Source organism: Anaeromyxobacter dehalogenans 2CP-1, assembly GCF_000022145.1.
In the GTDB taxonomy this organism is placed as follows: domain Bacteria; phylum Myxococcota; class Myxococcia; order Myxococcales; family Anaeromyxobacteraceae; genus Anaeromyxobacter; species Anaeromyxobacter dehalogenans.
This window is the reverse complement of record NC_011891.1, coordinates 1,783,021-1,805,049: the sequence shown is the minus strand read 5'-3', so window position 1 is coordinate 1,805,049 and position 22,029 is coordinate 1,783,021. Positions and strand designations below refer to the sequence as shown.

Annotated in this window: 20 protein-coding genes; 7 read left to right on the top strand and 13 right to left on the bottom strand. The window is 77.0% G+C overall.

All coding sequences use genetic code 11. From position 1 onward, the window contains the following. Window positions 1-165: 165 nt before the first annotated feature. Window positions 166-2,505 carry a TIGR02266 family protein gene (locus A2CP1_RS08105; RefSeq protein ID WP_012632888.1) on the top strand — a complete coding sequence of 780 codons (2,340 nt, stop codon included), beginning with the start codon at window positions 166-168 and terminating at the stop codon, window positions 2,503-2,505. 187 nt (window positions 2,506-2,692) lie between these two features. Here the strand turns inward: A2CP1_RS08105 and A2CP1_RS08100 are convergent, their stop codons facing one another. The 6 genes from A2CP1_RS08100 to A2CP1_RS08075 all read right to left on the bottom strand — a co-directional run bounded on the left by A2CP1_RS08100 (window position 2,693) and on the right by A2CP1_RS08075 (window position 7,808). Continuing rightward, window positions 2,693-3,367, bottom strand: coding sequence for a DedA family protein (locus A2CP1_RS08100; protein ID WP_012632887.1), 675 nt, complete (start codon window positions 3,365-3,367; stop codon window positions 2,693-2,695). Between the two features lie 136 nt (window positions 3,368-3,503). Beyond that, window positions 3,504-3,968 (bottom strand): cyclic nucleotide-binding domain-containing protein, encoded by a 465-nt coding sequence (locus tag A2CP1_RS08095; protein WP_012632886.1) that lies wholly within the window; start codon window positions 3,966-3,968, stop codon window positions 3,504-3,506. Further along, window positions 3,965-4,492, bottom strand: a complete 528-nt coding sequence (locus tag A2CP1_RS08090) for a gamma carbonic anhydrase family protein (RefSeq protein WP_012632885.1) — start codon at window positions 4,490-4,492, stop codon at window positions 3,965-3,967. Before A2CP1_RS08090 ends, A2CP1_RS08095 begins: the two co-directional genes overlap by 4 nt. 12 nt (window positions 4,493-4,504) lie before the next feature. Continuing rightward, window positions 4,505-4,939 carry a VanZ family protein gene (locus A2CP1_RS08085; protein ID WP_012632884.1) on the bottom strand — a complete coding sequence of 145 codons (435 nt, stop codon included), beginning with the start codon at window positions 4,937-4,939 and terminating at the stop codon, window positions 4,505-4,507. Further along, window positions 4,936-6,330 (bottom strand): tRNA (N6-isopentenyl adenosine(37)-C2)-methylthiotransferase MiaB, encoded by a 1,395-nt coding sequence (gene miaB, locus A2CP1_RS08080; protein WP_012632883.1) that lies wholly within the window; start codon window positions 6,328-6,330, stop codon window positions 4,936-4,938. The genes A2CP1_RS08085 and miaB overlap by 4 nt, the downstream gene beginning before the upstream one ends. A 77-nt stretch (window positions 6,331-6,407) precedes the next feature. Next, window positions 6,408-7,808 carry a VWA domain-containing protein gene (locus tag A2CP1_RS08075; RefSeq protein ID WP_012632882.1) on the bottom strand — a complete coding sequence of 467 codons (1,401 nt, stop codon included), beginning with the start codon at window positions 7,806-7,808 and terminating at the stop codon, window positions 6,408-6,410. Window positions 7,809-7,897: 89 nt separating this feature from the next. Here A2CP1_RS08075 and A2CP1_RS08070 point away from each other — a divergent pair, with 89 nt between their 5' ends. The 6 genes from A2CP1_RS08070 (at window position 7,898) to A2CP1_RS08045 (ending at window position 14,858) form a co-directional block, all read left to right on the top strand. Further along, window positions 7,898-9,148, top strand: coding sequence for a M48 family metallopeptidase (locus A2CP1_RS08070; RefSeq protein WP_012632881.1), 1,251 nt, complete (start codon window positions 7,898-7,900; stop codon window positions 9,146-9,148). Between the two features lie 163 nt (window positions 9,149-9,311). Beyond that, window positions 9,312-9,977, top strand: a complete 666-nt coding sequence (locus A2CP1_RS08065) for a MotA/TolQ/ExbB proton channel family protein (protein ID WP_012632880.1) — start codon at window positions 9,312-9,314, stop codon at window positions 9,975-9,977. 13 nt (window positions 9,978-9,990) lie between these two features. Then, window positions 9,991-10,413 (top strand): ExbD/TolR family protein, encoded by a 423-nt coding sequence (locus A2CP1_RS08060; RefSeq protein ID WP_012632879.1) that lies wholly within the window; start codon window positions 9,991-9,993, stop codon window positions 10,411-10,413. Continuing rightward, entirely contained in the window at window positions 10,410-11,141 is a 732-nt protein-coding gene (locus A2CP1_RS23930) for an energy transducer TonB (RefSeq protein WP_012632878.1), read from the top strand. Before A2CP1_RS08060 ends, A2CP1_RS23930 begins: the two co-directional genes overlap by 4 nt. 4 nt (window positions 11,142-11,145) lie before the next feature. Beyond that, complete coding sequence (locus A2CP1_RS08050) at window positions 11,146-13,728, top strand: TonB-dependent receptor domain-containing protein (RefSeq protein ID WP_012632877.1); 2,583 nt, start codon at window positions 11,146-11,148, stop codon at window positions 13,726-13,728. Window positions 13,729-13,739: 11 nt separating this feature from the next. Continuing rightward, the gene (locus A2CP1_RS08045) at window positions 13,740-14,858 is read left to right on the top strand and encodes a hypothetical protein (protein ID WP_012632876.1); all 1,119 of its coding nucleotides are present in this window, start codon (window positions 13,740-13,742) and stop codon (window positions 14,856-14,858) included. A 22-nt stretch (window positions 14,859-14,880) separates the two neighbouring features. Here the strand turns inward: A2CP1_RS08045 and A2CP1_RS23925 are convergent, their stop codons facing one another. From A2CP1_RS23925 to A2CP1_RS08010, 7 genes are all read right to left on the bottom strand, one after another. After that, entirely contained in the window at window positions 14,881-16,035 is a 1,155-nt protein-coding gene (locus A2CP1_RS23925; RefSeq protein WP_012632875.1) for a TonB family protein, read from the bottom strand. A 144-nt stretch (window positions 16,036-16,179) separates the two neighbouring features. Next, window positions 16,180-17,919 carry an AMP-binding protein gene (locus A2CP1_RS08035; protein ID WP_245530014.1) on the bottom strand — a complete coding sequence of 580 codons (1,740 nt, stop codon included), beginning with the start codon at window positions 17,917-17,919 and terminating at the stop codon, window positions 16,180-16,182. A gap of 157 nt (window positions 17,920-18,076) precedes the next feature. Next, window positions 18,077-19,393 (bottom strand): class I SAM-dependent RNA methyltransferase, encoded by a 1,317-nt coding sequence (locus A2CP1_RS08030; protein ID WP_012632873.1) that lies wholly within the window; start codon window positions 19,391-19,393, stop codon window positions 18,077-18,079. 55 nt (window positions 19,394-19,448) lie between these two features. Further along, entirely contained in the window at window positions 19,449-19,805 is a 357-nt protein-coding gene (locus tag A2CP1_RS08025) for a TIGR02266 family protein (RefSeq protein ID WP_012632872.1), read from the bottom strand. 14 nt (window positions 19,806-19,819) lie between these two features. Further along, a complete protein-coding gene (locus tag A2CP1_RS08020; RefSeq protein ID WP_012632871.1) occupies window positions 19,820-20,611 on the bottom strand; it encodes an SAM hydrolase/SAM-dependent halogenase family protein in 792 nt (263 codons plus the stop codon). A gap of 37 nt (window positions 20,612-20,648) precedes the next feature. Continuing rightward, a complete protein-coding gene (locus A2CP1_RS08015) occupies window positions 20,649-21,305 on the bottom strand; it encodes a 3-oxoacid CoA-transferase subunit B (RefSeq protein ID WP_012632870.1) in 657 nt (218 codons plus the stop codon). 14 nt (window positions 21,306-21,319) lie between these two features. Further along, window positions 21,320-22,021, bottom strand: coding sequence for a CoA transferase subunit A (locus tag A2CP1_RS08010; RefSeq protein WP_012525551.1), 702 nt, complete (start codon window positions 22,019-22,021; stop codon window positions 21,320-21,322). Between the last annotated feature and the right edge of the window lie 8 nt (window positions 22,022-22,029).

Sequence of the window (22,029 nt, the reverse complement as noted above, 5' to 3'; positions counted from 1 at the left end):
GAGCGTCAAGCCAGCCGTTCCGGCGAGCCCAAGCTGCGGGGATCGCGGGGAGTTCCCCTGCAACCGCGATCTCGCGGCCGGCGCGGGTGGGCCGGACGCGCACACGACGTTCCGCACGTGCGCGCGCTTGCCGGTCCGCCTGCCGCGAAGGGATAATCGGCGGCGGTGCCACCAGCAGACAAGCGCGGGAGCGAGCGGACGCCGGTCGGGCTGCTCGTGCGCCTCTCGTACGGCAGCGTGGACGAGTTCACCGAGCGCTTCGCGGTGAACATCTCGCGCGGCGGGATCTTCATCCGGACGCGCGAGCCGCGACCGGTGGGGACCCTCCTCGCGTTCGATCTGCGGCTGCAGGGCGGCGAGACGGTGATCCGCGGGCGCGGGGTGGTCCGCTGGATCCGCGAGGAGCGGCCCGACGCGCACCCGCCCACCGCGCCGGGCATGGGCGTGCAGTTCACCTGGCTGGACGAGCGCTCGCAGGCGCTCGTCGAGCGGATGGCGGCGCGCAAGGAGCTGCGCGGCGCCGCGCCGGGCGTGGGTGCGCCGGCGCCCATCGCGCCGCGACCGGACCGCACCCCGGCCCCGACGCGCGCGCCGCTGCCCGCCTCGCCGACGGTCGCGCCGTCCCCTGCCCCGACGCCCCCACCCGCCGCCACGCCGCCGGCGCTCCCTCGTGCGGGTGCGACGGCGACCCCGGCGCCCCCGCCGCGCGCGGACCCCGCGCCGGCGCTCGCCGACCTCTCGCGCCCGCACCGGGTCGAGCAGCTCGAGGCCGGCCTGGCCCGCGTCGCCACCGGCCTGCCCGACGAGCCGGTCCCCATCACCCGGCCGTCTCGCCACGTCATCGGCATCGACCTCGGCACCTCGAACTCCTGCGCCGCGGTGGTGCGGGACGGGCGTCCGTACGTGATCCCGTCGCGCGAGGGCTACAACACCGTCCCGTCGATCGTCGCCCTGAACGCGCGAAACCGCATCGTGGTCGGCCACCTGGCGCGGGCGCAGCTCCTCACCAACCCGCGCGCGACGGTGTGGGGCGCGAAGCGGCTGGTGGGCCGCGCCTTCGACTCGCCCGTGGTCCAGGAGATCAAGGGCAAGTTCGCCTACGAGATCGTGGCCGGGCCGGACGGCCTCGCGGCGGTGCGGCTCGGGCCCGAGACGCTCACGCTCGAGCAGGTCTCGGCGCTGGTGCTCGCGGAGGTGAAGGAGGTCGCGCAGAACCACCTCGGCGAGGAGGTGAACCGCGCCGTCATCACCGTGCCCGCCTACTACAACGAGCGGCAGCGCGCGGCGGTCCGCCACGCGGGCGCGCTCGCGGGGCTCAAGGTCGAGCGGATCCTGAACGAGCCCACCGCCGCCGCGCTGGCGTACGCGTTCGGGCGGCACCTCGACCAGCGGGTGCTGGTGTACGACCTCGGCGGCGGCACCTTCGACGCCTCGGTGCTGGAGCTGAACGACAACGTGTACGAGGTGGTCTCCACCGGTGGGGACACCTTCCTCGGCGGCGTGGACTTCGACAACCGCATCGTGGAGCGGATGCTCGCCGCCTGGCAGCGCGTGCACGGCGCGCCGTTCTCCGGCGATCGCGTGGCGCTCTCGCGGATGGTGGACGCGGCGGAGCGGGCCAAGTGCGCGCTCTCGGAGCGCACCGAGCACCGGGTGGACCTGCCGTTCTTGTCCATGGCGGACGGGCAGCCGCTCTCGCTCGAGGTGGCCATCTCGCGCGACGAGGTGGTGGAGCTGGTCGCGCCGCTGGTGGACCGGACGCTGGAGGTGTGCCGCGAGGTGCTCGCGGCCCGCTCGCTCTCCGCCACCGACATCGACGAGGTGATCCTGGTGGGCGGCCAGTCGCGCATGCCGCTCGTGCACCAGAAGGTCGGCGAGTTCTTCGGCCGGGCGCCGTCGCGCGCGGTCCACCCGGACGAGGCCGTGGCGGTGGGGGCGGCGCTGCTCGCGCACTCGCTCCAGGGGGCCGAGGGCGTGGTGCTCATCGACGTGCTGCCCATGTCCATCGGCATCGGGCTGCCCGGCGGCCGGGTGAAGACCATCATGGAGCGGAACACGCCGCTCCCGGCGCGCAAGCAGTACGGGCTCACCACCTCGCACGACGGCCAGACCGAGTTCGAGCTGGTGGTGCTCCAGGGCGAGGGCGCGAACGCCGACGACTGCGAGTACCTGGGCACGCTGCGCCTGGAGGGGCTGCCCCCGGGGCCGCGCGGGATGGTGAAGATCGCGGTGACGTTCGAGCTGGGCGCCGAGTGCCTGCTCACCGTCACCGCCCGCGAGCTCAACACCGGGCGCAAGGTGCAGGCGGTCATGTCGGCGCGGGAGGGCGCCGCGAGCGCGCGGCGCAGGCTGGAGCGCGAGGGCGCCCCGGCGGTCTCGACCGGCAGCTTCCCGGTCCCGTCCCCCGGCGCGGCGGGACCGTCCGGCGACCCCACCGCGACCGGCGCCGCGCGCGGGCTGGGCGGGCTGCTGCGCCGGCTGCTGGGCCGCAGCGAGGCGCGCTAGGCTCATGGCGCCTCCCGTTCGCGTGGGGCCCGTCGCGAGGCACACGATGGCGTCGCCGAGCCGGGCACACGAGGACCGAGCAGCGCAGGCGTGCCCCTAGGCACGTCGAGCAGCGCAGGGACGAGTCTGCCCGGCGCAGGCAGCCAGCGTGCGCCGCAGCAGGGCTCCACGTGAATGGGCGGCGCTGTCAGTCCCGGTCGCCGTCCGGCGACGCGGGCACCGCCCGCCGCGTCTGGAGCCAGCGCAGGAACAGGCCGAGCAGGACCACCCCGACGCCGAGCAGGATGTAGTGGCTGAAGCGGGCGGCGAGGCGCGCGGCCTCCTCGATGTTCGACCCGAAGTAGAAGCCCAGGCACACCCAGAGCGGCGCGGAGACCAGCGCCGCGGCGCCGTCGAACAGCAGGAACTCCCAGTACGGCATGCCCGCGTGTCCGGCCGTGAAGTAGGTCGGCATGCGGATGCCCGGGAGGTACCGCGCCACCACCACGACCACGTTCCCCCGGCGGCGCATCAGCTTCTCGACCTTCTCGAGCTTCTCGGGCGTGATCATGCGGCGCAGCGGCCGGAAGTCCGCCACCCGGGCGCCGAACTTGCGGCCGGCCAGGAAGATGACCGAGTCGCCCGCCAGGATGCCCGCCAGCCCGACCGCCACCATGAACAGCAGCCCGTCGTCCCGGACCATCGCCGAGAACGAGGCCGCCTCGAGGTCGCTCGCGAGCCAGGCGAGCACGCCGCCCGTGACGAGGATCACGTCCTCGGGCATGGGCAGGCCGAAGCCGCACAGCACCAGCACGGCGAAGACGAACGCGTATCCCACGTGGAGGGAGTGCCCTCCGAGCAACTCGACCAGGCGTTCGAGCATCCGCGGTGCCTCGCGCTCCTTCCCGGGATCCCGGCTTACCGCATGTCCGCCCGGAGGTCACGCGGCACGTGCGCCCGTGCGCAGGCCTCCCGCCCGCCGGCGCGGGCGCGCGACGCGCACGTTCCGTGCACCCGGGTCACGGCGCGGAGGGTCTCGCCGCCGCCAGGCCGCGCAGCAGCTCGCGGCTCTCCGCCACCTTCGCCGAGAGGTCGGCGGCGATGGCGAGCGCCAGCTTCAAGCACGCCTGCGGCTTCTGCGGCTGCAGCCGCACGAAGTCGCGCTGGGCCAGCTCCAGCACCTCGCAGGGCGTGGCCGCCACCGCCGACACCAGGCGCACGCTCTTGCCGAGCAGCGCCAGGGCGCCGAGGTGCTCGCCGGGCCCCAGCACGGCCAGCTCGCGCTCGCCCTCCGGCCCGCGCTGGGTGACGCGCACGGTGCCGGTCTTCAGGATGAACATCGACTCGCCCACCATGTTCTCGACGAACAGCGGGCTGCCGGCCGGGACGGTCTTCTCCGCGGCGACGCTCGCGAAGATGCGCAGGCCGGTCTCGGTGAAGTCGCGGAACAGGACCGAGCGCTGCAGCGCCTCGACCACCGTCATGGTACGCCCCCCTCGGCGCGGTAGCGCGCGGCGTACGACACGTAGTTCGCCGCGCTGGTCCGCAGGAAGGCGATCTCCTCCGGCGTGAGCGGGCGCTTCGGCTTCGCGGGCTGGCCCATGACCAGCGTGCCCGGCGGCACCACCGCGCCGGGCGGGACGAGCGCCCCCGCCCCGACCATGGCGTCGGGGCCCACCACCGCGCCGTCGAGCACGATCGCGCCGATGCCGATCAGGCAGCGGTCGTGCACGGTGCAGCCGTGCAGCACCGCGCGGTGGCCGATGGTGACGTCCTCGCCGATGACGGTGGGGTGCGTGCGCGTGGTGACGTGGATGACGGTCCCGTCCTGCACGTTGGTGCGGGCGCCGATCCGGACGGTGTTCACGTCCCCCCGCACCACCGTCCCGAACCAGAGCGAGGCCTCGGGGCCCACCTCCACGTCGCCGGTGACGACGCAGCCGGGCGCGGCGAAGACGGTGGGGTGCAGCCGGGGCCTCGCGCCCGCGTACGGCAGCAGGATGGGCATCGCGCCCGGATGCTAGCCCGCGCGCGACCGGCGCCGCAAGAACGCGGCGGCGAGCGCGGCGCCCGCCAGCGCGCCGGCGCTGTCGGCCGCCCAGTCGAACGCGTCGGGCTGCCGGTGCGGCACGTGCGCCTGGTGCCACTCGTCGCTCGCGCCGTACAGGCTGGCCAGCACCACCGCGGTCGCGAGCAGCCGGCGCCGTCCGCGCGCCAGGCGCGTGCCGGCCAGCGCCAGCGCGAGGAGCGCCCCGAGCACGGCGTAGGCGGAAGCGTGGACCACCTTGTCGTGCGAGAAGACGCCCTTCGGCACGAACGGCAGCGGATCCGGGCGGGAGGAGAGCCAGTAGATGAACCCGGCGTACGCGGCCGCGCCCGCGGCCGCGAGCGCCCGCCAGCCCCTCCCCACGGGGGCGGCGACGGCCCCAGCCGCGGCCGGGAGGTCCGCGCTCACGCGAGCGTGCCCGAGAGCGAGCTGCCGCCGGCGCGCGTGATGCGCACCGCCACGCGCGCGCCCGCCGGCGCGGCCGCCTCGTCCGCCGCCAGGTGGACCACGCGGTTCTCGGGCGTCCGCCCGAGCCGCTCCCCCGGCTCGTCGGACGGGCCCTCCACCAGCACCTCGACCACCTTCCCGAGCTCCCCGGCCAGGATCTCCCCGGCGATGCGCCGCTGCGCCGCGAGCAGCCGCTCGAGCCGCGCCACCGCGGTCCCGCGCGGCACGTCCTGCCACTCCGGCGCGCTGCCGAGCCGCACCGCCGCGACGGTGTGCGGCCGCGGGCTGAACACGAAGCTGAAGCTCTGCTCGAAGCGCGCGCGCTCCAGCAGCGCCAGCGAGGCCTCGAAGTCGGCGTCGGTCTCGCCGGGGAACCCGACGATGAAGTCGGTGGTGATGGCGATGCCGGGCCGGGCGGCGCGCAGGCGGTCGAAGCGATCGAGGTACTCGGCCACCGAGTAGTCGCGGCGCATGCGGCGCAGCACGGCGTCGGAGCCGGACTGCACCGGGAGGTGGAAGTGCGGCATCACCTTCGGCTCGTCGCGGAACACCTCGACGAGCGCGTCGGACAGGTCGTGCGGGTGGCTGGTGGTGAAGCGGATGCGGTCGATCCCGGGCACGGCCGCCACGCGCCGGAGCAGGTCGGCGAACGTGCAGCCGCCGGTGTACGAGTTCACGTTCTGCCCGATGAGCGTCACCTCGCGCACGCCCACCCCGGCGAGCGCCGCGCACTCGGCCACCACGTCGGGGAACGGCCGCGACACCTCGCGCCCGCGGGTGTGCGGCACGATGCAGAACGCGCAGACGTTGTCGCAGCCCTTCATGGCGGTGACGAACGCGGTCACCCGGCCGCGGGCCGCCTCGGGGTCGGCGCGCGGGAACACGTACTCCTCCGAGTCCATCCAGCCGGTCTCGGCGAAGCGCTCGTCGCGGGCGCGCTCGACCATCTCCGGGAGCCGGCCGATGTTGTCCGGCCCGAACACGAAGTCCACGTACGGCACGCGCGCGAGCAGCCGGTCCTTCTCCTGCTGCGCGACGCACCCGGACACCGCGATGAGCGCGCCGCGCCGCGCCTTCACCTCGCGATAGCGCCCCAGCGCCGAGAGCAGCTTCTGCTCGGCCTTCTCGCGCACCGCGCAGGTGTTGAGCAGGATGAGGTCGGCCTCGTCCGCGCTGGCGGCGCGGGCGTAGGCGTGGCGCCCGAGCAGCTCGACCATCCGGTCGGAGTCGGACTCGTTCATCTGGCAGCCGAAGGTGTGGACGTAGACCTTGCGCGGCGGCGCCGCCGGCGACGGGACGGGGTCGCCCGCGACGGGGGCCGGCTTCCTGGAGAGGGGCACGAGATCGGACATCGGCGCGGAACCTATGGAACGGTGGGCGGGGAGTCAATCGCCGGGCGGCCGGGCACGGCGGGGGGCGGGCCGGCGGGTCAGCGGGCGGGCACCAGCGCGTCGGCGATCCCCTCCAGCTCGGCCAGCGTGGTCACCGGGGCGACGCGGTCGCAGTGGGCCGCGTAGAGCGGCAGCTCGCTGTCGCCGGTGCCCCACAGGTGCCGGGGCTCGGGGCACATCCACAGCACGCGGCGGGCCCGCCGGCGCAGCTCCTCCAGCACCCACGCCTCCGGGGGGTTGTAGTTGTTCCGGCCGTCGCCGATGACGAGCACGGTGGTGCGCCGGGTGACGGCGGGCAGCGCGTCGCGGTGGAACGTGCGCAGCGCCCGCCCGTAGTTGGAGTTGGCCGCGAGGCTCACCGCCCGCGCGGCCACCGCGAGGTCCGCGGCGCGGGCCGGCTCGCGCTCGGCCCGGAGCTGCGCGGTCACCTCGGCGAGGTCGGCCACGAACACGAACGTGCGGACGCGGCTGAACAGCGACTGCATGGTGTAGAGGAACAGCAGCATCAGCCGGGTGACGTGGCGCACCGACTCGGAGACGTCGCACAGGACCACCACGTCCGGTCGCTGCGGGCGCCGCCGCCGGAACACCACCTGCGCCGGAAAGCCTCCGAGGCCCAGGTTGCGCCGGAGCGTCCGCCGGACCGCCAGGACGCCGCGGCGCCGGCTCCGGTCCCGCCGCACCAGCCGGCTCTTCAGCCGCTCGGCGAGCCGCTTCACGGCGCGCTCGGTGCGCGCGATCTCGTCGCGCGAGATCGGCGCGAGGCCGCCGCGCCCCTGCTCCGCGCGCCGCACGCTGCGCGCGCCGGCCTCCAGCTCCGCCCAGCGCCGGGCGGCGTCCTCGACGCGCCGGAGCACCCCCGCGACCCGCTCCGAGACGAGCTGGAGCTTCGCGGCGTCCAGCCCGCGCGCCCGCAGCGCCTGCTCCAGCGCGGCCGCGTCGGCCGGGAGCGCCGCGCCGCCCGCGGCCGCGAGCAGGCGCCGGCCCTGGAAGCCGGTGGCGCCGGCGCTCGCCAGCGCGGCGAAGTCGAGCTGCTGCGCGGCCGCGCGGAGCAGCCGGGCCAGGAGCGCGGGATCCCCCTGGAGCGCGGCGAGGGCGAGCGGGCTCATCGCCGAGGCCAGCTCACCCAGCGTCCAGGCGACCATCTCCAGGTCGTCGGGCTCGAGCAGCCCCTGCTCCTCCAGCTCGGCGAGCAGCCCGCGCTCGGCCCCCGCCACCAGCCGTCCCATGCCGGAGAACAGGAGGTCGAAGAGCGCCTCGAACACCGGCACGTCCGCGGCGCGCTTCACCAGGGTGGCGCGCAGGGCGGCCTTGAACGAGCCCCGGTCCTCGACGCCCACCAGCGCGCCGGCGGCGACCGCGTCGGCCACCTCGGCGGGCGACACGCGCACGCCGTTCGCGCGCAGGAGCCGGGCGAGCTCGGAGACGAGGGCGTCCACCCGGCGAGTCTAACCGGACCGGCCGGGCGGCGCGGCGGGACGGCGGGGCCGGCTGCGCGCGCGGCGGGGCCGGTGTATGACGGGAGGTCATGGGACCGCTGGTCGTGCCCGTCTTCCTGGCGCTGTTCGCCGTCCAGCTGGCGGTGGAGACCGGCCTGCTCGCGCTCAACCTCCGCCACGTCCGGCGCGAGCGGGGCGTGCCGTCGCCGCTCGCGGGCCAGGTGAGCGACGAGACCGCGGCGCGGAGCCGCGCCTACACGCTCGCGAACGGGCGGCTGGCGCTCGTGGACGGGCTGTTCTCGGCGGCGGCCACGCTCGCGGTGCTGTTCTCGGGCCTGCTGCCCTGGCTCGACCGCGCCGTCTCGGCGCGCCTGGCGGGTCCCCACCGCTTCGTGGCGTACCTGATGCTGCTCGCCATGGGGGGCGCCGCGATCGCGCTCCCCTTCTCCGCCTGGCGCACGTTCGTCACCGAGGCCCGCTTCGGCTTCAACCGGACCAGCCTGGCGACCTGGCTCGGCGACCGCGCCCGGGGCGTCGCGCTCCAGGCGCTGATCGGGATCCCCGTCCTCTACGCGGTCTACGGGTTCATGCGCTTCGCCGGCGCGCACTGGTGGCTGTGGCTGTTCGCGTTCCTGGTGGTGGTGCAGGTGCTGCTGCTCTGGGCCTGGCCCACGCTCATCGCGCCGCTGTTCAACCGGTTCCAGCCGCTGCCGGAGGGGCCGCTCCGCGACCGGCTCGACGCGCTGGCGCGCGAGGCGGGGTTCGCGAACCGGGGGCTGTTCGTGATGGACGCGTCGCGCCGCTCCGGCCACTCGAACGCGTACTTCACCGGGATCTTCCGGCCGCGCATCGTGCTGTTCGACACGCTGGTGGCGAGCATGAGCGTGGACGAGGCGGCGAGCGTGCTGGCGCACGAGATCGGCCACTACCGGCGGCACCACGTGCACCGCGGCCTGGCGCTGTCGCTCGCCGGCACGCTCGTCATGCTGTTCGTGCTCTCGCGGATCGTGCCGTGGCCGCCGCTCTACACCGCCTTCGGCTTCGACGGCCCCTCGCTCCACGCGGCGGTCGCGCTGCTCTCGCTGTGCGGCGGCGCGTTCGTGTTCTGGCTCGCGCCGCTCGCGGCGCAGATGTCCCGACGCCACGAGTACGAGGCGGACCGCTACGCGATCGCGCTGGCGCGGGCCCCGGACGCGCTCGCGAGCGCGCTGGTGCGGCTGAACGGCGAGAACCTCTCCAACCTGCACCCGCACCCCTGGTACAGCGCCTGGCACTACAGCCACCCGACCCTGGTCGAGCGGCTCGAGGCCATCCGCTCCCAGCCCGCCCCGGCCCGCTGAGGCTCCGCGGCGCCCACCGGGCGATCACCGCCAGCGCCCGGACCGCCGCCCGCCTCCCGGAGGGTCGGGCCGGAGCTCCTGCGCGCCCGCGGTAGCGCGGCCGCGGGGCAGCGGTGTTTCGCGCTCGACGGCGGCCGCAGGCGCGGTCGCCCCGGAGCGAGACATGACGAACGCACTGTTCCACCTGTTCACCCGCGCCGGCGCGGAGTGGGTGATGTTCCTGCTCGCCGCGCTCTCCGTGGCGTCGGTGACGCTGATCCTCGAGCGGCTCGCCTGGTTCGCGCGGCGCCGCGCGCCGGTCCCGGGGCTGCTGCCGCTGCTGCGCGCGGGGCGCCTGGAGGAGGCGCGGCTCCGGGTCGGGCAGCTGCGGGGCCTCGAGGCCGAGGTGGCGCGCGCCGCCATCGACGCCGCCGAGGGCGGCCCGGCGTCGGTGCACGAGGCGGTCGCGTGCGCGATCGCCGAGGCGCGGCCCGGCTACGAGCGCGCGCTGTCGTTCCTCGGGACGCTCGGGAACAACGCCCCCTTCCTCGGGCTGTTCGGCACCGTGATCGGCGTCATCCAGGCGTTCTCCGACCTGGCGGTGGGCGGGCCACGGGGCGCGGGCGCCGCGGCGGTGATGGCCGGCATCTCGGAGGCCCTGGTCGCGACCGCGGCGGGCATCCTGGTGGCGATCCCGGCGGTGGTCGCGTTCAACGGCTACCAGCGCTGGCTGAAGGCGTTGGTGCAGCGGGCGGAGGCGATCGAGCACGCGCTCGCCGCCCACCTCGAGCGCGACGAGGTCCGCCAGGCCGCGCTGGCGCGGGCGCGCCCGCCCGTCACCGCCGCCTGACCCGGAGCCCGCCATGGCCGCGCACTCCAACGACCCCGACGACGCGATCACCGGCATCAACGTGACGCCGCTGGTGGACGTCACGCTGGTGCTGCTGGTGGTCTTCATGGTCACCGCCACGTACGTCGTGAAGGACGGCATCGACGTGGACCTGCCCCGCGCCGCGAGCGGCGGCGAGTCCACCGGCCCCACGCTCGCGTTCACGCTCGACCGCGGCGGCCGCCTGTTCCTCGACGGCGCGCCGGTGGAGCGCGACGCGGCGCGGGCGGCGGTGCGCGCCGCGCTCGCCCGGAGCCCGGAGGCGCGCGCGGTCATCGGGGCCGACCGCGCGGCCTCGCACGGCGCGGTGGTGTCGCTCATCGACCTGGTGAAGACCGAGGGGCTCACCCGCTTCGCCCTCCAGATCGAGCGCGAGGACGCGGGGGCGGCGCGGTGACCGCGGGGCAAGCGCCCAGGGTCCGCGGCCCGCTCGCCGGCGCCGCCGCGGCCTCGCTCCTGCTGCACGCGGCGATCCTCGCCGCGGCGCTGCGCCTCCCCCAGAGGCCCCGCGAGCGGCCCGCGCCGGTGGTGGTGGACCTCGAGGCCGCGCCGCCGCCGGCCCCGCCGCCCGCCCCGGAGCCGCCCGCCCCTCCACCTCCGCCGCGCCGGGTCGCCGCCGCGGCGCTCCCACCGCCGCGCCCGATCCCGGCGCCGCCCGCGCCGGCGCCGCCGCCGCCCCCGGACGCGCCCGCACCCTCGCCCGCGCCGGCCCGCGCGCCGCGCGTGGGCATCTCGCTCTCGTCCACCACCACCGCGGGCGGCTTCGCGGTGGGCACCGGCGAGACGCTCGCGGGCCGCCCTCGCGAGGTCGCCGACGCGCCGGAGCCGGCCCGGCCGCTCCCCGCCGCGCCGCGGCCCTCGGCGCAGCCGCGGCTGGTGGCGCGACCGGAGATGCCCTACCCGCCCGACGCCCGCCGCGCCGGTCTGGAGGGCCGGGTGGTGCTGCTCCTGCGCGTCGATCGGGAGGGGCGCGTGGCCGCGGCGCGCGTGCTCTCGGAGCCGGGCGGCGGGCTCGGCGCGGCGGCCCGCGCGGCCGCGCTCGGCTTCCGCTTCCAGCCGGCGCTGCTCGAGGGCGAGCCGGTCGAGACCGAGATCCGCTTCACCTACACCTTCGTCCTGGAGTGAACCCATGATCCGCCTCCTCACGCTCGCCGTCGCGCTCGTCGCGGCGGCGCCTCCCCTCGCTCGCGCCGGCGAGGGCGAGGGCGCCCTGACCCGCGCACCGGAGCTCCTCCAGGCGGTCGAGCCGGACTACCCGGAGGCCGCCCGGGCCGCCGGCGTCACCGGCGTGGTCGCGCTCGAGCTGGAGCTCTCCGACGCGGGCGAGGTGGTCTCGGCCGAAGTGACCGAGTCCGCCGACCACGGCCTCGACGAGGCGGCGCTCGCCGCCGCGCGCCGGCTCCGCTTCACGCCCGCCGAGATCGACGGGAAGCCTGCGGCGGTGCGCATCGCCTACCGCTTCGAGTTCCGGCTCGCCGCGCCCGCCGAGGATGCACCCGCGCCGCCCGAGCTTCGCGGGCGGGTGCTGGAGCGCGGCACCCGCCTGCCCGTGGCCGGCGCGCTGGTGCGGGCCGAGCCGGCCGCCGGCGAGGGGCGCTCGACCTACACCGACCGTGACGGGCGCTTCGCGCTCGCCGGGGTCCCGGCCGGCCCGGTGGCGGTCACCGTCGAGGACGGCGCGCACCGGCCGCTCCGCTCGATGGAGGAGGTCCGCGCGGGCGAGGCGCTGGAGGCGACGTACTGGGTGGCGCGGGCGGCCGGCCCGGGCGAGTACGAGGCGGTGGTGGTCGGGGAGCGGGAGGCGCGCGAGGTCTCGCGGGTGGCGCTCTCCGCCGGCGAGGTGCGCCGCGTACCCGGCGCCTCCGGCGACGCGGTGAAGGTGCTGCAGAACCTGCCCGGCGTGGCGCGGCCGCCCGGCCCCTCCGGCCAGCTCGTGGTCCGCGGCGGCAACCCGCGCGACACCCGCGTCTACGTGGACGGCCAGCGGGTGCCGCAGGTCTTCCACTTCGGTGGCCTGACCAGCGTCTACGCCTCGGACCTGCTCCAGGACGTGGAGTTCGAGCCCGGCAACTTCGGCGTGCGCACCGGACGCGCCATCGGCGGCCGGGTGAACCTGGTCACCCGCGATCCGGGGGAGCGCAGCCACGCGCTCGCCGACGTGAACCTGTACCACGCCACCGCGCTCGTCGAGGGGACGACGGCGGCCGGGGTGGGCGTGGCGCTCGCCGCCCGGCGCTCCTACGCCGACGCGATCCTGACCCGCGCCGCCGAGCAGGCCGACGACGGCCCCGGGATGCGCGTGGCGCCGCGCTACTACGACCTGCAGGCCAAGGCCGCCTGGCGCCCCGGCCCGGACGACACGGTCCGCCTCGACGTGTTCGGATCGGACGATCGGATGGTCCTCACCGGCGTGGCGCGGGAGGAGCTCCGCGACGTGGCGCTGCTCGAGTACGGGACCCGCTTCTCGGTCGCCACGCTGCGCTGGGCGCACCGCGCCAGCGAGGCGACGCGGGTCGAGGTCTCGGCGGGCGGCGACTGGCAGGACGCGACCATCCGGGCCGGCGACGCGTACCAGGAGCGGTCCCGGGTCTTCACCGGCAGCGTGCGCAGCGAGGTCCGCCACGCCGCCGCGCCCTGGCTCGACCTCGCCGCGGGCGTGGACGGCGGCTGGGCGCCGTCGGCGCGCGTCGAGGTGACCGCCGCGCCGTTCCCGCCGCCGGGCCAGGTGCCCTCGCCGCAGGAGCCGCCGCGGCGATACCGCGCGCGGATCGAGGGCGCCGAGGGCGGCGCGTTCCTGGAGGCGACCTGGAAGCCGGCGGCGGGCGTGGCGATCGTCCCCGGGATCCGCGCCGACGCGGAGCGGCTGCTGGGCACGCGCACCTGGGTGGACCCGCGCGTCGCGGCGCGCTGGCAGCTGCGTGCCTCGACGGCGCTCACCGCGGCCGCCGGCCTCTACCACCAGTCGCCGCCGCTCGCCTACCTCACCGAGGAGTGGGGCAACCCGGCGCTCCGGCCGGAGGGCGCCTGGCAGTACTCGGCCGGCGTGGAGCAGCGCCTCCTCCCGCGACTCACCGTGGGCGTGCAGCTCTTCGCGAAGCGCCTGTTCGACCTGGCGCTCCCGTCGGACGCCACGGTGGTCCGCGACGGCGTCGAGGTGCCGGAGCGCTTCTCCAGCCGCGGCACCGGCCGCGCGCGCGGCGCGGAGCTGCTGCTCCGCTGGGAGCCCGGGGGCCGCTTCATGGGCTGGCTCGCCACGTCGTGGTCGCGCACGCGGCGCGGGCAGGCGGTGGGCGGGGAGCGGCTCGAGGACGAGGGCGACGCCTACGACCAGCCGCTCAACCTCGTGGCGGTGGGGAGCTGGGAGCTCCCGGAGCTGTGGGACGGCCTGTCCGCCGGCTTCCGCCTGCGCGCGGGCAGCGGCAATCCCTACGAGCCCGTCCGCGCCGCCGTGTACGACGCCGACGCGGACGCGTACCGCCCGCTCGAGACCGGGCGCCGGTCGGCGCGGATGCCGGCGTTCTTCCAGCTCGACGTCCGCGCCGACAAGAAGTGGACCTACCGCACCTGGACGTTCGCCGCCTACCTCGAGATCCAGAACGCGACCGCGCGGGAGAACGCCGAGGCGGTCGCCTGGAACCACGACTACACGCGCCGGGGCTGGGTGACCGGCCTTCCCTTCTTCCCCGCGTTCGGCCTGCGCGCCGAGTACTGACGGAGCCCCCCATGCGCCACCTCCTGCCGCTCCCGCTCGCCCTCCTCCTCGCCGCGTCCGCCGCCGCCGGCTGCGCCCCGGACTTTCCGCCGGCCTCCGAGGTCTCCGGCCTCCGGGTCCTCGCGATCCGCGCCGAGCCGCCCGAGATCGCCCCCGCCGGCGACGGGAGCGCCCCGGCCCGCGCCGCGCTCGACGCGCTGGTCGCGCACCCGCTCCAGGCGACCGATCCGTCCCGCCGCGCGACGGTGATCCACCTCGCGTGCACGCCCGTGCCCGGCGCACCGGACGCGTCCGGGTGCGCCCGCCTCGAGGCGCTGACCGACCCGGCCGCCCTCCTCTCTGGCGCCGACCTCGCCGAGGCCTGCGCGGCGCCGGGGCGAGGCCGCGCCGGCGCGCTCACCTTCGCGGGCGCGGCGGCCTGCGGCGCGCTGGGCTGCGAGCCGGCGGTGGTGCGGCGCGACCCGGCCGACCCGGGCTCCGAGGTGACGCTGCCCGAGCCTGCCTACGAGCTGCCGTCGGACCTCTCCTTCTCGGCGCTCCCCGCCGGCGCGCCGGAGCGGGTGCTCGGGCTGGAGGTGACGGTGATCGCGCTCGCGCTCGACGCGGCGCCCGCTGAGCTCGCCCCGGCGTCCGCGGCGCCGGACGCGTGCGCGGCGCTGGCCGAGGTGGCCGCGCGCCTGCTGGCCGAGTGGGACCTCCGCGGACACGTGCTCGCGCTGAAGCGCGTGCGGGTGCGCGGCCCGGAGGCGCTCTCACCGCCCAACGCGAACCCGGTGATCTCGGCGGTCCGCCTGGGCGGCGCCGCGCTGCCGCCGCCGGGCGCGCCGCCCGCCGCGATCGCGGGCGGCGGTCAGGACCTGCTCCCCGCGCTCCCCGGCGACCCCGCGACGCTGCTCGAGGAGTACGTGTACGCCGACTCGGACGGTCGGCCCATCGAGACCCGGCGCGAGACCTGGGCGTTCTCCTGGTTCGCGACCGCCGGCGAGATCGATCGGCTCGTCACGCACGGCGCGGGCGAGGCCGACCGGTACGCACCGGCGCCCGCCGGACCGGCGCTGGTCTGGTCGGTGGTGCGGGACCTGCGCGGCGGCACCGCCTGGAGCGCGGGCGCGCTCGCGACCGGCCCATGACCCGCGCCGCCGCCCCCGCGTGCTACTCGTCGAAGCGGATGGGCATCACCACCCAGAGGCGGGTGGGCTTGCCCGCGGCGTCGGCGCCCGGCGCGAAGCGGCAGCCGCGCACCGCGGTCCAGATGGCGTCGGCGACGCGGCGGTCGGGCAGGTCCCCCATCACCTGGAACAGCCCCACCGTCCCGTCCTTCGCCACCGCGAAGCGGACCGTCACCGGCCCGCTCACCCGCTCCCGCGCGTCGCGCGGAAGCCGGATGGCGTCCTGCACGCAGCGCGCGACCTCGAGGTGCGGCTTCCGGAAGCCCTCCGCCGCGTAGCGCGGCGCGTCCTCCACCGGCGTCGCGCCCGCCGGCGGCGGCGGGAGGGGCACGTCGGTCCAGGCGCCGCGCCCGGCGTCCGCGTGATCGAGCGAGACCAGCGTGGCCGGGCCGACCGAGCCCCCGCCGCGCGCCGGGGCCGGGTCGGCGGCGCGCGCGCCGGACGGCCGCGGTGCGGGCGACGGCGCCGGCTGCTCGCGGGCGGCGCGGGGGCGCGGCGCGGGCGGCCCGGCTGGCACCCGGGACGGCGCGGCGGCCGGAGGCAGCGTGCGGGCGGCGACCACCGGCGCAGGCGCCGGCGCGACGGCGAGCGCGGCGGGATCGGCGGACGCCGGGGCGGCGGCGGGCGCAGGCGCCGTCGCGGCGGCCGGCGCGGTGGCGGTGGCGGCGTCCGGGACCGGCGCGGCGCGCTCCAGCTTCCGCGCCTGCCAGACGAACGCGGACACCGCCCCGAGGCACAGCACCGCGACGGCGCCCAGCACGGGCGCGGCGCCGCGGCGAGGGGTGACGCGCGCGAAGGCGGGGCCGGCGGCCGGGCCGCGGTAGCGGGCGCGCTCCGCGACGGCCGGCGCGGCGGCGGCCGGCGCCGGCGGTTCCGGCTCGCCGCCCAGGTCGAGATCCTCGAAGCTGGCCTCGGCCCCGTCCGCCGGCCCCGGGGCGTCGTCGAAGCCGAGCGCCTGCGCGAGCGGCACGGCCGGCGTGGCCGCCGGCGCGGGCGCGGCGGCCGGGAGCGGCGGCGGCGAGCCCGGCGCGCGCCCGGTGGCGGCGGCGGGCGAGGCCGGATACCCGCACGCGCAGCGCGGCGCGCCCCCGGGCACCTCGCCGCCGCAGCGTGCGCACGTCACAACCCGTGAATCCATCGCTCCCCCCGTCGCACCGGACCGATGGTCTGGCTTGTAGCAGCCGCCCCGGCCCGCCCCAAGTCGCGCGGGCGGGGTCCACGCGACGGGCGGTGCGACCCGGGCGCACCTCGGGTGACGATCGGCGACGAGGGCGGGCGGCGCCTACACCGCGCCGTACAGCCGCGCCAGCGAGGGCGCCAGCCACTCGACGAGCGCGTCGCGCTTCACCTTCAGCGTCGGCGTGACGAGCGCGGGGTGCTCGTGCGGCGCGCCCGGGATCACCAGCAGGCGCTTGGGCTTCTCGAACTCGCTGAACGCGGCCAGCGCGGCGCGGGCGCGCGGGAGCAGCTCCTCGGCCGCGTCCTTGCCGGCCGCGGCGAAGCGGGCCAGCTCCTCCCTGGCCACGAACACGGCCGCGGCCACGAACGGACGTCCCTCGCCGAGCAGCACCGCGCCCTGGAACGGCTCGGCGGCCGCGATGGCCTGCTCCACCGGCTCGGGCGACACCTTCTTGCCGGTGGAGAGCACCATGAGGTTCTTCTTCCGGCCGTCGATCCGGAGCGCGCCGTCCGGCTCCTCGCACCCGACGTCGCCGGTGCGGAAGAAGCCGTCGTCCGTGTAGGCATCCTCGGCGTCCTCCGGCTCGAGGTAGCCGGTGAACAGGAGCGGGCCGCGCACCTGCAGCTCTCCGTCGGGGGCGAAGCGCAGGTCGTGCTCGGGCGTCGGGTACCCGGCGCTGCCGGCGCGGCGCGGGCCGGAGAACAGGTTGGACGAGATGAGCCCGGCCGTCTCGCTCATGCCGTAGAGCTCGACCATGGGGATGCCGAGCGCCTCGTAGAACCGGAACAGCGCCGGCGCCGCGGGGGCGCCGCCGGCGAACAGGCCGCGGATGCGGCCGCCGAGCCTGGCCCGCACGGCGCGCCCCACCAGCCGGTCGGCGAGCCGCGCCAGGGCGCGGTCGGAGAGACGCCGCGAGCCGTCCACCCGCACCCGCGCCGCCGCCTCCAGCGCGCGCCGGGCGAGCGCGCGCGCCGGCCCCGGCAGCGCGTCCACCCGCGCCAGCACGCCGGCGCGGATCCGCTCGTACACGAGCGGCACCGAGAACAGGTAGGTCGGGTGGAGCTCCAGCGCGCGCTCGATGTCCTCGCGCCGGGCGGTCATCGCGAGCGCGTGCCCCTGGGCCAGCGCCAGCGTGAACTGGGCGTGCCCGGCCACGTGGGCGAAGGGCAGGAAGTGCACGCCGAGGTCGTCCTCGGTGGTGCCGACCGGCAGCGTCCCGCCCTCGACCGCGTGCACCATCGCGCGCTGCGGCAGCCGGACGCCCTTGGGCCGGCCGGTGGTGCCGCTCGTGAAGAGCAGCAGGAACGGGTCCTCCTCGCCCACCGCGGCGGCGAGCGCGGCGTGCTCCGCGCCGTCCAGGCCGGGCGCGCCCGGCCCGGTCGCGTCGGCCAGGGTGACGGCCGAGAGGCCGGCGACGAGCGACGGAGCGGCGAGCGGCTCGCCGGAGAGGACCACCCGCAGGCCGGCGGCGGACAGCTCGCCGGCGATGGGCGCGAGCTTCTCCCACCCCTGCGCGCCCGAGACGATCACCACCCGGGGCCGCACCCGCCGCGCGATCCCCTGGGCCGCCTCGGCCGAGAGGCTGGCGAAGATCGCGGCCGGCTCGGCGCGGAGGAGCTGCGCCCCGAGCGCCACCATCTGCCACTCCGGCGCGTTGTCGGCGAGCAGCAGGATGCGCGTCCCGGGGCCGACGCCGTGTGCGCGCAGGAACGCGGCCGCGCGGCCCACGCCGGCGCGGAACCCGGCGAACGTCACCGCCCGCGGCGCCGCGCCGGGGGTGGCGGGGTCGAAGAACCGGATGAACGGCTTGTCCGGGAGCCGCGCCGCGGTGTGCTCGAGCATGGCCGGCAGCGTGCGGGCGGCGTATCGGTGCAGGGGGAGTCGCGTGGGCATGGGGCTGGCCGGTGGCCGGTGGGAGCGTGCCCCGGGCGTGTCACCAGCGTGTCACGGCGGGAGCCGTGGGTGGGCGCGGCCCCCCGCCTCGCCCCCAACCGGCGCGCTACCGCTCGAGCAGCGCCACCCCCTCCACGTGGTGCGTCTGCGGGAACATGTCCACCGGGACCACCGCCGCGACCCGATAGCCGGCCTCCACGCAGGCGCGCAGGTCGCGCGCGAACGTGGCCGGGTCGCAGGAGACGTAGACGGCCCGCGGGACGCCCAGGTCGCGGAGCGCGGGCCCGATCCCCCGCGCCCCCTCGCGCGGCGGATCGAGCAGCGCCGCGCCGAAGCGCCGCGCCCCGGGGCCGGCCTCGCGGCCGAAGGCGCGCGCCAGCGCCAGCGCGTCGCCCGCGAAGAAGCGCACGTTCCGCCCGCCCAGGTCGGCGCGGGCCAGGTCGAGCGCCGGCCCCTGCACCTCCACCGCGGAGACGCTCCGGGCCTGCTCCGAGAGCGGCCCGGTGAAGTTCCCCGCGCCGCAGTGCAGCTCGAGGACGTCCTCGCCCGCGGGCGCGAGCAGCTCGAGCGCGGTCTCCACCAGCCGCGCGTTCGCGCCGCGGTTCGCCTGCTGGAACACGTCCGGCCGCGAGCGCTGCGTCCCCGCCTCCGGCCGGCCGGGCGCGCGCGCGTGCCGCAGCACCGGGTCGCCGGCGGTCACCGGCTGCCCGCCCTCGGCCTGGAGCACGAGGCCCTGGAGCGAGGGCACGTCCCGGAGGAGCGCCTCGGCGCGGGCGCGCACCGGCGCGGTCACCTCCGGCAGGAGCAGCCACGCCGCGCCCCGCCCCGCGGCGTCCGACCACTCCAGCGCCACCTCGCGCGGCGACAGCCTCGCCGCGGCGAGCGCCGGCCCGACCGCCTCGCGCAGCGCGTCGAGCCCGGGCGAGAGCAGGTGGCACTCCCGCAGCCGGACCGGCTCGTGGGAGCGCCGGCGGAAGAACACCAGCCGGCCGGCGGCGCGGTCGTGGTGGAACTTGGCGCGGGCGCGGTAGCGCAGGGGCGAGGGCGAGGGGACGATGGGCCGCGCCGGGTAGCTGCCCGGCTCGAGCTTGCCGATCCGCCGCAGCGCCTCGTGGAGCGACCGTTCCTTCGCGGCGAGCTGCGCCGGGTACGCGACGTGGAGCCACTCGCAGCCGCCGCAGGCGGCGTCCGGCGACGGGCCCGGGCCGAAGTGGCGGCAGGGCGCGGCCACCCGGGCCTCGCCGGGCGCGGTGAGCTCGACGAGCGCACCGTGCGCGGTGGCCGCCCCCGGGCGCGGCGGCGGGACGTCGGCGAGCACCCGGTCGCCGGGCGCGGTCCAGGGCACGAACGCGGTCAGCTCGCCGTGGCGGCCCACCCCCTCGCCGCCGGGGGCGAGCGCCTCGATGGTCAGCGGGATGCGCACGCGCCGGGGATAACACGCCCCGGCGCGAACTTCAGCCGGCGGGCGCCGGCCGGGCTCAGGTCTCGTCGAGGTCGCGGCGCAGCCGCGAGACGAACGCCTCCAGCTCGCGCCGCCGCGGCTCGTCGACGCCGGTGAACTCGATGCCCATGCCCGGCACCACGTTCACGGGGTTGCCGAACGGGCTGACCCGGGTGACGCGGCCTTCCAGGTGGTACGGGAACGACGCGCCCGGGAGCTGTATGAGGATCTTCACCGAGGTGCCGACCGGCAGCGGGCTGCGCGTGTTGATGAACAGCCCGCCCTGGCTGATGTCGGTGGCCCAGTCGCTGAGGAAGGCGCCCACCGTCCGGTAGGCAACGGGGATCTCGTGGTGGAGGCGCGCGGAGCGCCGCTTCGTTCCGGACGGCGTCATCCGCGAAAACTGTATCAGGGGCTCACGGCGGGGCCAAGAACGAGGCGGATCGTGAGCCCGCGGGCGTCACCCAGCCGCGCGGCCGCGCTCCCCTCGCGGATGGCCAGCTCCACCCGGCCCCCGCTCCCCACCAGCGCGACCAGCTCGCCCGGTGCCCCCTCCCCGAACGTCCGGACCCAGCGCGCCGGCTGGTCGCCCGCGAACGCGGCGCCCACCGCCGCGCCGCCCAGGTCGGCCGCGCGGATCGAGGTGACCACGTTGCCGAACCGGTCGGCCGCCAGCGCCACCCCGCGCAGCTCGCCGCCGGCCACCTCGGCCGCCGGCCACTCCAGCCGCACCGGATCCGCCGCCTCCCGGCCGAGCGCGGCGGGCGTCCCGCCGCGGGCGAGGTAGATGGCCGCCGGGGCGAACAGGTCGCGGCCGTGGAAGGTGGCGGTGCGCGGCGCCGCCAGGACGCCGCCCGTCGCGAGCGCCCAGGCGCGCGCCCCCTGGCCGAGGAAGGGCGTGAGCAGCCCGTTGTCGGGCCCGAGCAGCCGCCGACCCTCGGGATCCACGACGCACAGCGCGCGGCGGGCGGTGCCGACCCCCGGGTCCACCACGGCGAGGTGGACGGCCTCCCGGGGGAACCAGGGCAGGCAGGCCTCGAGCATGAGCGCGCCGGCGAGGACGTCGAACGCGGGCACCTCGTGGGACACGTCCACCAGGCGGGCGTCCGGGAACGCGACGAGCAGCACCGCCTTCATCTGCGCCGGGAACCCCGAGCCGGCGCCGAAGTCGGTGGTGAGCGTGAACAGGGGACCGGCCACGGGTGCCCTCCCCGCCCCGCGCCCGGGGCGGCGGCGCTCAGGCCTGCATGGACCGCAGGTCGGGCGCCACGATGAGCTTCGGCTCGGTGAGCGCCTGCACCGACTCGACCGTCTCACCCGGCGCGAGCTCGCGCAGGATCAGGCCGTCCTGGCTCACGTCCAGCCAGGCGCGATCGGTGCAGATCGACGAGACGCAGCGCAGGCCGGTGATGGGCAGCGTGCACTGCCGGAGGATCTTCGGCTTCCCGTCCTTGGTGGCGTGCTCCATCATCACCACCACCCGCTTCGCCCCGGCGACGAGGTCCATCCCGCCGCCCATCCCCTTCACCATCTTGCCGGGCACGAGCCAGTTGGCGAGGTCGCCGCGCTCCGACACCTCGAGCGCGCCGAGGATGGCGAGGTCGATGTGGCCGCCCCGGATCATCGCGAACGACTCGGCGGAGGAGAAGAACGCCGCGCCCTTCACCACCGTCACGGTCTCCTTCCCGGCGTTGATGAGGTCCGCGTCCAGCTCTTCCTCGCGCGGGTACGGCCCCACGCCCAGGATGCCGTTCTCCGACTGCAGCACCACCTCGACGCCCGGCGGAACGAAGTTGGAGACGAGCGTGGGCATCCCGATGCCGAGGTTCACGTAGAAGCCGTCGCGGAGCTCGCGGGCCACGCGCGCGGCGATCTGCTCTCGCTTGAGCGGCATCGTTCCGATCCTCCCTACGCCGTCGCCGGACGGATCGTCCGCCGCTCGATCCACTTCTCGTACCGCTCCCCGCGGACCACCCGCCTCACGTAGATGCTGGGCGTGTGGATCCGGTCCGGGTCGAGCGCGCCCGGCTCGACCACCTCCTCCGCCTCCGCCACCGTGACCGCCGCCGCGGCGGCCATCATCGGCTGGAAGTTGCGGGTGGTCTTCCGGTACACGAGGTTGCCCCAGGTGTCGGCCTTCCAGGCCTTCAGGAACGCGAAGTCGGCCTTGAGCGGCAACTCCAGCAGGTACTCGCGGCCGGAGAGCAGCCGCGTCTCCTTGCCCTCCGCCACCTGCGTGCCGACGCCCGTGGCGGTGTAGAAGCCGCCGATGCCGGCGCCGCCGGCGCGGATGCGCTCGGCGAGCGTGCCCTGCGGCACCAGCTCCACCTCCAGCTCGCCGGAGAGGAACTGCCGCTCGAACTCCTTGTTCTCGCCCACGTACGACGCGACGATCTTGCGGATCTGCCGCGCCTTCAGCAGCACGCCCAGCCCGAGCTCGGTCGTGCCGCAGTTGTTCGAGACGAGCACGAGGTCGCGCACGCCCTTGCGGTGGAGCGCGAGGATGAGGTTCTCCGGGTTCCCGCACAGGCCGAACCCGCCCACCATGATGGTGGCCCCGTCCTTCACGTCCGCGACCGCGGCGTCGGCCGACTCGACCAGCTTGTTCATCCGCCCTC

Excerpts from the sequence above, each read along its gene's own strand:
- A2CP1_RS08090 (WP_012632885.1), bottom strand. The coding sequence starts at position 4,492 with ATGCCCATCCTGCTGCCGTACGCGGGCGCGAGGCCCCGGCTGCACCCC.
- miaB (WP_012632883.1), bottom strand. The coding sequence starts at position 6,330 with ATGTCCGATCTCGTGCCCCTCTCCAGGAAGCCGGCCCCCGTCGCGGGC.
- A2CP1_RS08065 (WP_012632880.1), top strand. The coding sequence starts at position 9,312 with ATGACGAACGCACTGTTCCACCTGTTCACCCGCGCCGGCGCGGAGTGG.
- A2CP1_RS08015 (WP_012632870.1), bottom strand. The coding sequence starts at position 21,305 with ATGCCGCTCAAGCGAGAGCAGATCGCCGCGCGCGTGGCCCGCGAGCTC.
- A2CP1_RS08035 (WP_245530014.1), bottom strand. The coding sequence starts at position 17,919 with ATGCTCGAGCACACCGCGGCGCGGCTCCCGGACAAGCCGTTCATCCGG.
- A2CP1_RS08045 (WP_012632876.1), top strand. The coding sequence starts at position 13,740 with ATGCGCCACCTCCTGCCGCTCCCGCTCGCCCTCCTCCTCGCCGCGTCC.
- A2CP1_RS08050 (WP_012632877.1), top strand. The coding sequence starts at position 11,146 with ATGATCCGCCTCCTCACGCTCGCCGTCGCGCTCGTCGCGGCGGCGCCT.
- A2CP1_RS08025 (WP_012632872.1), bottom strand. The coding sequence starts at position 19,805 with ATGACGCCGTCCGGAACGAAGCGGCGCTCCGCGCGCCTCCACCACGAG.
- A2CP1_RS08070 (WP_012632881.1), top strand. The coding sequence starts at position 7,898 with ATGGGACCGCTGGTCGTGCCCGTCTTCCTGGCGCTGTTCGCCGTCCAG.
- A2CP1_RS08010 (WP_012525551.1), bottom strand. The coding sequence starts at position 22,021 with ATGAACAAGCTGGTCGAGTCGGCCGACGCCGCGGTCGCGGACGTGAAG.
- A2CP1_RS08095 (WP_012632886.1), bottom strand. The coding sequence starts at position 3,968 with ATGACGGTGGTCGAGGCGCTGCAGCGCTCGGTCCTGTTCCGCGACTTC.
- A2CP1_RS08060 (WP_012632879.1), top strand. The coding sequence starts at position 9,991 with ATGGCCGCGCACTCCAACGACCCCGACGACGCGATCACCGGCATCAAC.
- A2CP1_RS08100 (WP_012632887.1), bottom strand. The coding sequence starts at position 3,367 with ATGCTCGAACGCCTGGTCGAGTTGCTCGGAGGGCACTCCCTCCACGTG.
- A2CP1_RS23925 (WP_012632875.1), bottom strand. The coding sequence starts at position 16,035 with ATGGATTCACGGGTTGTGACGTGCGCACGCTGCGGCGGCGAGGTGCCC.